Origin of the sequence: Luteibacter sp. (assembly GCF_051958795.1) — a bacterium.
Taxonomy (GTDB): Bacteria; Pseudomonadota; Gammaproteobacteria; order Xanthomonadales; family Rhodanobacteraceae; genus Luteibacter.
The window spans coordinates 1-6650 of sequence record NZ_JBQCFT010000226.1 but is presented as its reverse complement, the minus strand read 5'-3'; the positions used below and the strand labels follow the sequence as shown (position 1 = coordinate 6650).

The following is a 6650-nucleotide window of genomic DNA, read 5'->3' as shown; positions in this document are numbered from 1 at the left end:
TGGCGCTACCGGGCCACGGTGCTGGAAGAGAAGTTCATCAAGGCCGTCGGCTGGATCCCGGGTGGTGCCCAGTACTTCCCGACCGAGGACGACATCCGCAGCGTCCTGGAACCCCGCGGCATCAAGGTGCGCTTCCGCCCTCTTTTCGGCCGAACCCCGTACAACAGCTGGCTGATGACGGCCTCGCGCCGCGCGGCCTGAGGGCGTATAACTGCCGCGGCAACTATCCGGTTGCATCAGGGGAGAACCACGTGAAGTCCACGCGCTTTATCGTTCTGTCCGTCGCCTGCGCGCTGTTCGCCGGCAACGCCCTCGCCCAGCTCAGCCAGGCACCTGCCGCCCGCGCCCAGCCCGTCGATGCCGCCGTCATGGGCACCGACGCACCGCCGTTCGCGGATCTCCCGAAGAAGCACCCCGGCTACCTGGAACGCAGTGACGTCCCGAAGGACGACAAGACCCTCGCGGTCCTCCGCGCCCACTTCAAGGAGGCCGACGCGAACGGCGACGGGCATGTCGACGAGCAGGAGTACCGGGCCTACATGGCCAAGAGCCGCTAGGTCCGCCCGCCAGCCCGGCGGCGGCGGCGCATGCTGCGGCGCAAAACGTGGTAGACTCCATCGGTCGTGCCGCCGCTATCGACTCCCTTGCGGAGCTGAGGCGCGGGTCCTGGAACCAGGTCCCCGCCGCTCCCCCACCCCCGAACAGCGCGCGCGACACCGGCCAGCCCGTTGCCCTTCTTGGCACGCGCGGCCGCCGAATTCATCGCCTGCGGCGCGGTTCCAGGGAACGCTCGGGCACACAGGAGTCATCCCCAATGTCCTTTGATTCGCTGGGCCTTGCGCCCGCGTTGCTGCGTGCGCTCGCGGAAGCCGGCTACAAGAACCCGACCCCGATCCAGGCAGCCGCCATCCCCGAGGTCCTCGCTGGCCACGACCTGATGGCCGCCGCGCAGACCGGTACCGGCAAGACCGCCGCGTTCCTGCTGCCAGTGCTGCACAAGCTCGCCAACTCCGATTTCCGGGAAGGCCGCCGCCCTATCCGCGTGCTGATCCTCACCCCCACCCGCGAACTCGCCGCGCAGGTGCAGGACAACCTCGCCGAATACGCGAAGTACCTGCGCATCAGCAGCACGGTGATCTTCGGCGGCGTCGGCATGGGTAACCAGCTGCACGCCCTGCGTCGCGGCGTCGAGATCGTCGTGGCCACGCCGGGCCGCCTCATCGACCACATGATGCAGCGCTCGGTGGACCTCTCGAAGGTGGAAACGCTGGTGCTCGACGAGGCCGACCGCATGCTCGACATGGGCTTCCTGCCCGCGTTGAAGCGCATCCTCGCCGCCGTGCCGCAGAAGCGCCAGACGCTGTTGTTCTCGGCCACGTTCGCGCCGGAGATCAAGGCACTCGCGCAGCAGTTCATGCGTGATCCGCGCGAGGTATCGACCGCGCCGGCCAACACCGTGGCCAACACCGTGACGCACCGCGTGCACCCGGTGGATGCCGCGCAGAAGCGCGACCTGCTGCTGCACGTGCTGGCGCAGGACAGCCGCCGGCAGACGCTGGTGTTCAGCCGCACCAAGCACGGCGCGGACAAGCTCGTGCGCTTCCTTGAATCCGCCGGCATGCGTGCCGCCGCGATCCACGGCAACAAGAGCCAGAATGCCCGTACGCGTGCGCTTTCCGACTTCAAGACGGGCCGCACGACCGTGCTCGTCGCTACCGATATCGCGGCCCGCGGCATCGATATCGACCAGCTGCCGGTGGTGATCAACTTCGACCTGCCGATGGTGGCCGAAGATTACGTGCACCGCATCGGCCGCACCGGCCGCGCGGGTGCCGAGGGCCAGGCCGTGTCGCTGGTGAGCCACGATGAGTCGGGCCTGCTGCGCGACATCCGCCGCCTGCTGAAGTCCGACCTCGAGATCGTCAACGTGGAAGGCTTCGAGCCCAGCTCGCCGCTGCGCCTGGATGCCGGTGCGCCGCGTCCGAAGCAGCAGCAGCGCCAGGCCGGCGGTCGCCAGGGTGGCGGCCAGGGCGGCCAGGGCGGTGGTCAGCGCCACGGTGGTGGCAACGGCCAGCGCCAGGGCGGCAACGGCCAGGGCCGCGGCGGCCAGGGCGGCGAGAGCCGTTCGGGCGGCGAAGGCCGGCCGGGCAATGGTGGCCGCCCGTCGTCGCACCGTCCGCATGGCCACTCGGCCGCGGGCACCGGCGAGAACACCGGCAACCACAAGCGCCGGCGCCAGCGTCGCGGCCCGGCGACCAACAAGGCCTGATGGCCTAGCCGCATGGGCGATGGTGCGCCCGTGCGGCAACCGGGATCATGCGGGGATTGGCAGTCCCCCCGGAAGCAGGCAAGACCCCGCATGACCCGCTTGTATCGCTACAGCACGCACACCGTCCGCACCCTTTTCGGCGCGCTCTTCATCTTCTCCGGCCTGAACCACATCTTCGGGTTCTGGCAGCCCCCCGCCCCGCACACCAACGCAGGCCATGCGTTCATCGCGGGCATCGGCGCAAGCGGTTTCATCATGCCGCTGCTCGGGGTGCTCTTCACCTACGCGGGCGTCGCGCTCATCGCACACCGCATGGCGGCCCTCGCGCTTCTGCTGCTGGCCGCACCCGTTGTCGTCATCTTCGGCTACCACTTCGTTACCGAAGGCGAGCTGTTCGGCATCCACGTGATCCTGCTCGCGATCTATCTCTGGCTGGCCTGGGAAGAACGCGCGGCCTGGTCGGCGCTATTCGCCGCGGACGCGAAGCCGACGACACCCGCCGAACCGTCGCCCCTCACCCCTGCGTTCTGATCTTCGCCGTGAGCACGTGGTCTTCCCACAGGCCATCGATCTTCAGGTAGCGCTTCGCATAGCCTTCTTTCTCGAAGCCCAGGCGCTCCAACAGGCGGCCGCTACGGTCGTTGCGCGGCATGTAGTTCGCCATCACCCGGTGGAAATCGAGCGGGCCGAACGCGTAGCGAACCGCCGCATCCAGCGCCTCGAACATAAGGCCCTGCCCTTCGTGCCGACGCGCAAGCCCGTAGCCGAGGTGGCACGCCTGGAACACGCCGCGCACGACGTTGGCGAACGTGAAGCTGCCGATCATCTCGCTGCCATCGGGCGATAGCATCACGAACGGGAAACCCCGGTCGGAACGCGCCGCTTCCAGCCCTGCTTCGATCGTCTGGCGGCAGCCATCGAGCGTGTAATGCGAGGCATTGCGCAAGGGTTCCCACGGCGCGAGGTGTTCGCGGTTCTCCAGCCGGTAGCGCAGCAGCAGTTCCGCCTCCTCGACATCGAGCAGGCGGATCAGCAGGCGCGGCGTGCGCATGCGGACCGGTTCGCTCATGCGAGGAGCGCTTTCGCGTGGTGGCGAAGGTGGTCTTCGACGAAGGTCTGGATGAAGTAATAGCTTTGGTCGTACCCGGGATGCATGCGCAGTTCGAGCGCCTGCTTCGCCTTCTCGCACGCTGCTTCGAAACGCTGCGGCTGCAACTGGTTCACGAGGAAACCATCCGCCTCGCCCTGGTCAATCAGGATCCTGCCGTTGAAATGCGCACCCTCTTCCACGAGCGCCGTCGCGTCATGCTTCCGCCAGGTCTTCTTGTCATCGCCGAGGTATCGCGGAAACGCCTTCTGGCCCCACGGCACGCTCGCCGGCGCGACGATGGGCGCGAATGCCGAGAGCGAGCGGTAACGGCCCGGGTTACGCAGGGCGATGGTCAGCGCGCCGTGTCCACCCATGGAATGACCGAAGATGCCCTGGCGGCCCATGTCGAATGAGAAGCGTTCTGCGAGGAGGCGGGGCAGCTCGTCCACGACATAGCTGTACATGCGAAAGCGCGCGTTCCACGGCGCCTCGGTGGCATCGAGGTAGAAGCCGGCGCCTTCACCGAACTCCCAGTCGCCGGTCGCCCCGGCGATCCCGGTATCGCGCGGGCTGGTATCCGGCATGACCAGGGCCAGGCCGAGTTCGGAAGCGACCCGCTGTGCACCGGCCTTGGTCGTGAAGGTTTCCGCCGTGCAGGTCAGGCCGGCGAGGTACCAGAGCACCGGCACCGGGCCCTTTTCCGCGGCCGGCGGCAGGTATACGGCAAATTTCATCGGGCCCCCGCAGGCCTCAGAGGCATGGGTGTAAAACCCCTGGGTGCCGCCGAAGCAACGCTGCTCCGATACCGTCTCGATCGCCGCCATGCCTTTCTCCCTTACGAAAGCTGACCAGTGAGTGTAACGCCGACGTGACAAAGAGCCACGGCCCCGCACGTAAGCCCCTGATCGCTGCTACAATACCGTTACTGCCCGGCGCCGAATCCGCCGCCGCGCCCCTCCCCGAGGCTGCCATGACATCCCCCGATACCGACAACGCTCCGGCCCTGCCCGGTTTCAGCGCGCTCGCGCTCGACGCTAACGTCGTCCGCGCCCTGACCGACGTGGGCTACGAGACCCCCTCCCCCATCCAGGCCGCGACCATTCCGCCGCTGCTCGAAGGCCGCGACGTGATCGGCCAGGCCCAGACCGGTACTGGCAAGACCGCGGCGTTCGCGCTGCCGGTGCTTTCGCGCATCGACGTCAAGCCGGGCAAGCCGCAGGCGCTGGTGCTCGCACCGACGCGCGAACTGGCCATCCAGGTGGCCGAAGCCTTCCAGAAGTACGCGACCTACATGCCGGGCTTCCAGGTACTGCCGATCTACGGTGGCCAGAGCTACGGCCCGCAGCTGCAGGGCCTGAAGCGCGGCGCACAGATCGTCGTCGGCACCCCCGGCCGCATCATCGACCACCTCGACAAGGGCACGCTGGATCTTTCCGCGCTGAAGTTCGTGGTGCTGGATGAAGCCGACGAAATGCTGCGCATGGGCTTCATCGACGATGTCGAGAAGCTGCTCCAGGCGACACCGGAAGGCCGCCAGGTGGCGTTGTTCTCCGCGACCATGCCGTCGCCGATCCGCCGCATCGCGCAGACCTACCTGAAAGATCCGGTCGAGATCACGATCAAGAACAAGACCACCACCGCGGCGAACATCCGCCAGCGTTACTGGTGGGTCAGCGGCGTGCACAAGCTCGATGCGCTCACCCGCATCCTCGAGGCGGAAAGCTTCGATGCGATGATCGTGTTCGCCCGCACCAAGTCGGCCACCGAAGAACTCGCCAGCAAGCTGCAGGCGCGTGGTTTCGCCGCGGCCGCGATCAACGGCGACATGGCGCAGGCCCAGCGCGAGCGCGTGATCGACCAGCTGAAGACCGGCAAGCTCGATATCCTGATCGCCACCGACGTCGCCGCGCGCGGCCTCGACGTGGAGCGCATCAGCCACGTGCTCAACTACGACATCCCGCACGACACCGAGTCGTACGTGCATCGCATCGGCCGCACCGGCCGCGCGGGCCGCAACGGCGAGGCCATCCTGTTCGTGACCCCGCGTGAGCGCAACCTGCTCCGCCAGATCGAGCGCGCGACGCGCCAGCCGATCGAGCAGATGCAGCTGCCGACCATCGAGGCGGTGAACGATACGCGCGTGAACAAGTTCAACCAGCGCATCGTCGATACGCTGGCCGCTGGCGACCTGGGCATCTTCCAGCAGCTGGTGGAGAAGTTCGAGCAGGAGCAGAACGTACCCGCCATCGAGATCGCTGCCGCACTGGCGAAGATCGCCCAGGGCGACCAGCCGCTGCTGCTGGAGCCGCCGGCGAAGCGCGAGTACACCGAGCGTCCGCCGCGCGAGTACGACCGCAATGACCGTCCGCAGCGTGATTTCGATCGCGACCGCGGCCCGCGTGATGGCGGCGACTTCGGCGATCGTCGCCCGGTGCGCGAGGGCATGCGCCAGCCGCGCCCGCACGCGACCGAGGCGGGCAAGAAGACCTACCGCATCGAAGTCGGCCACGAGCACGGCGTGAAGCCGGGCAACATCGTGGGTGCGATCGCGAACGAAGGTGGCGTCGAGGCGAAGTTCATCGGCCGCGTGAGCATCCGTGACGACTACAGCCTGATCGATCTTCCGGACGGCATGCCGGCGGAGACCTTCAACCACCTGAAGAAGGTGTGGGTCGCGCAGCAGCAGCTGAAGATCAGCGAGTGGGATGGCACGGAGCAGCCGCAGAGCGGCGCCCCGCCGCGTCCCCGCGGCAACTTCCGCCCCCAGGGTGCCCGCTCCGGCGGCCCCGGCGGCGGCAAGCCGCCGCGCCGCAAGCGCGACTACTGATCGAAAAAAAGCCCGGCCTCGCGCCGGGTTTTTTTTTGCGCGTTCGTTTGTGGGAGCGCGCTTGCGCGCGACATCTTTCGCGGACAGAGCCACAGGCCCTGCTGCATCGAGGCGAACGCTGTCTGCCACAGGGTGGCCTCCTACAAGGCGGCGGTCGCATGAAGACCCTGGCACGAACAACGTGGGAGGCTCGCCAACAATCAATCTCAGTGTGTCCGGGAGGCCTTGGGGCCCACCCTCGAGGCGAGTTCCGCACAAGAGAGCTGTGGGGGGGCGCGGGGGGGGGGGCAGGGCGGGGGGGAGGCACCCCAAGACCCCCCCGGCGCCCCCCCGGGGGGGGGGGGGGGGGGGGGGGCGGTTTGGGGGGGGTGCCCCCCCCCCCCCGCCCCCCCCCCCCCCGCCCCCAATGCTCTCTTGGGGGTAACCCGCCTCGTGGGTGGGCCCCAAGGCCTCCCGGACGCACT

The 6650-nt window shown here is 68.2% G+C and carries 6 protein-coding genes and 1 pseudogene; 5 read left to right on the top strand and 2 right to left on the bottom strand.

What is annotated here, in order from left to right:
- The 4 genes and pseudogenes from ACTHLF_RS11420 to ACTHLF_RS11405 all read left to right on the top strand — a co-directional run.
- Positions 1–201, top strand: a pseudogene (locus tag ACTHLF_RS11420) (class I SAM-dependent methyltransferase); the annotation flags it as partial.
- A 50-nt stretch (positions 202–251) separates the two neighbouring features.
- The gene (locus ACTHLF_RS11415) at positions 252–557 is read left to right on the top strand and encodes an EF-hand domain-containing protein (protein WP_440327463.1); all 306 of its coding nucleotides are present in this window, start codon (positions 252–254) and stop codon (positions 555–557) included.
- 257 nt (positions 558–814) lie between these two features.
- Positions 815–2269 carry a DEAD/DEAH box helicase gene (locus ACTHLF_RS11410; RefSeq protein WP_440327462.1) on the top strand — a complete coding sequence of 485 codons (1455 nt, stop codon included), beginning with the start codon at positions 815–817 and terminating at the stop codon, positions 2267–2269.
- Positions 2270–2359: 90 nt separating this feature from the next.
- Positions 2360–2800: a hypothetical protein gene (locus tag ACTHLF_RS11405; RefSeq protein ID WP_440327461.1), complete on the top strand. Its 441-nt coding sequence runs from the start codon at positions 2360–2362 to the stop codon at positions 2798–2800.
- Here the strand turns inward: ACTHLF_RS11405 and rimJ are convergent.
- Entirely contained in the window at positions 2784–3338 is a 555-nt protein-coding gene (gene rimJ / locus ACTHLF_RS11400) for a ribosomal protein S5-alanine N-acetyltransferase (protein ID WP_440327460.1), read from the bottom strand. The genes ACTHLF_RS11405 and rimJ overlap by 17 nt on opposite strands.
- Positions 3335–4183: an S-formylglutathione hydrolase gene (gene fghA / locus ACTHLF_RS11395; protein ID WP_440327459.1), complete on the bottom strand. Its 849-nt coding sequence runs from the start codon at positions 4181–4183 to the stop codon at positions 3335–3337. Before fghA ends, rimJ begins: the two co-directional genes overlap by 4 nt.
- Positions 4184–4329: 146 nt before the next feature.
- Here fghA and ACTHLF_RS11390 point away from each other — a divergent pair, with 146 nt between their 5' ends.
- Positions 4330–6186, top strand: a complete 1857-nt coding sequence (locus ACTHLF_RS11390; protein WP_440327458.1) for a DEAD/DEAH box helicase — start codon at positions 4330–4332, stop codon at positions 6184–6186.
- The last annotated feature ends 464 nt before the right edge of the window (positions 6187–6650 follow it).